The 945-nt window shown below is 69.5% G+C and carries 1 protein-coding gene; it reads right to left on the bottom strand.

Translation table 11 applies throughout. The annotated features are described in order from the left end of the window. Positions 1-170: 170 nt before the first annotated feature. Entirely contained in the window at positions 171-689 is a 519-nt protein-coding gene (locus G3480_RS26885; RefSeq protein WP_164657243.1) for a transposase, read from the bottom strand. Positions 690-945: the final 256 nt, after the last annotated feature.

The raw sequence follows: 945 nt of genomic DNA, 5'->3' as shown, positions 1-945 counted from the left end.
GTTGGCCGGGGTGCGCACGGCCTCGGGTGCGCGGTGCTCGCGCCGACGGGCATCGCCCTGGATAGCGCCGCCCTGGCACCAGCGCTGCAGGGTGCGCGCGCTCAGCCCCACGGCAGCGCAGGCGTACTCCAGGCGCGCCCCGGCACTGCAGGCCTCCTCGATCCAGGTACTCACTTCGAGGCGCCGCGCGAGGGAGAGCGAGCGTCCGCGGACTCCGCCCAGAGTCCCTGCACTTTTTTTTGGAGCAGCAGCAAGGCGGCGGCCTCAGCCAGGGCCTTGTCCTTGCGCAGCAGCTCTTGACTGAGCTGCTTGATCTGCTCGCGCTCGGCGCGCTGCTCGGCCCGATCGCCCGCGCGCGGCTGGGGGTCGTTGGCGCGCTGACAACTGGTGCGCCAGGCCGCGATCTGTTCGGCAAACAGGCCCTTGCGCCGACAGTAGGCACCCAGGTCGAGTTCATTGAGGGTCGCCGTCTCCACCACCACGGCGAACTTCTCCGCGCCGCTGAGGACGCCGACGCTCGCGCATGGCGTGGCGGGCAGCGCCCCCTGACCTCCGGCCTGGCGGCGCCAGCTGTAGAGGGTGTCACGGGGTATCCCGTACTCACGCGCCAAGGCCGGCACGCGGGCGTCATGCGGTGGCAGCAGCTTCACGATGATGCTGGCTTTGAACTCTTCGGAATAGGTCTTCACAATGCGTCGCCTCGTTGCTGGTCCTGGGGGCTCGCGCCGCGCCCGCTGGCTGTCGCTGTCCACTCGCCCTCCGGGCTCCTTCCCAGCGACAGCCAGCGGACGCAAGGCCCAGGACGATCATGCCCCCATCCTCACACACATCCTCCCAGGGGAGGCGACTTCTATCCTGACACTGGGGGCGAGCGCCGGTGTGCAGTGCGCGTAGATTCCCAACACCACCACTCCGGCATACAGCCCAGGCAAGCGCCGATGCGTC

Origin of the sequence: Thiorhodococcus mannitoliphagus (genome assembly GCF_010915725.1) — a bacterium.
Lineage (GTDB): Bacteria > Pseudomonadota > Gammaproteobacteria > Chromatiales > Chromatiaceae > Thiorhodococcus > Thiorhodococcus mannitoliphagus.
The sequence above is the reverse complement of the archived record's forward strand: the minus strand, read 5'-3'. Positions and strand labels throughout refer to the sequence as shown.